This is a genomic window from Rhodopseudomonas sp. BR0C11 (genome assembly GCF_010820945.1).
GTDB lineage: Bacteria > Pseudomonadota > Alphaproteobacteria > Rhizobiales > Xanthobacteraceae > Rhodopseudomonas > Rhodopseudomonas palustris_H.
Window position 1 is genome coordinate 1 of sequence record NZ_QTKI01000811.1, and the last position, 594, is coordinate 594.

General features: G+C 61.1%; 1 protein-coding gene. It reads right to left on the reverse strand.

All coding sequences use genetic code 11. The annotated features are described in order from the left end of the window. Positions 1–79 precede the first annotated feature (79 nt). Positions 80–594: SET domain-containing protein-lysine N-methyltransferase (locus DYI24_RS27535; protein WP_164574558.1), on the reverse strand; the 515-nt coding region annotated here is incomplete at its 5' end.

The window sequence follows — 594 nt, forward strand, 5'->3', positions numbered from 1 at the left end:
AGCAATCCAGCAGCTCAGTGCACGGAGCTGGATTGCTTCGCTTCGCTCGCAATGACGATTGGAGAGGCTGCGACTACAATTAGGCTGCCTTGGACTTGCCGACTGCCGTCTTGCGAGACGACGTGGTCTTGGCCGGCTTCGCCGCTTTGGTCTTGCCGGCCTTCGCCGTTACGACCTTCGTCTTCGGTGCCTTGCTGGCGCCCTTCGTCGTCGCCGTCGCTTTTGCCTTCACCGCTTTCGGCGCCTTCGACTTGGCGACCTTCTCCGGCTTCGACGGCTTTTCCGGCTTCGCCTTGCCGGCCGCCTTCGCGGCCTTGCGGGCGGCCTTCTCGGCTTCGGCTTGCGCCTTGCGCTCGGCCTTCAGCTTCAGCTTGGCTTTCTCGGCACGGGCTTCAGCGGCCTTCTTCTTGCGCTTCTTCTCGCAGGAGACGCACTTGCAGCCGATCGGCTTCAGATAGGCTTTGAAGTAATCGGTGCCGTAATCGTAGTTGATCTCTTCGCCCGGCTCGATGTTCTTGATGGCGCGGATGATCACCCGCTTCTTGCGCGGATTGACATCGGACTCAGCGTTCGGCTTGCAGGCGTGGTTGATGT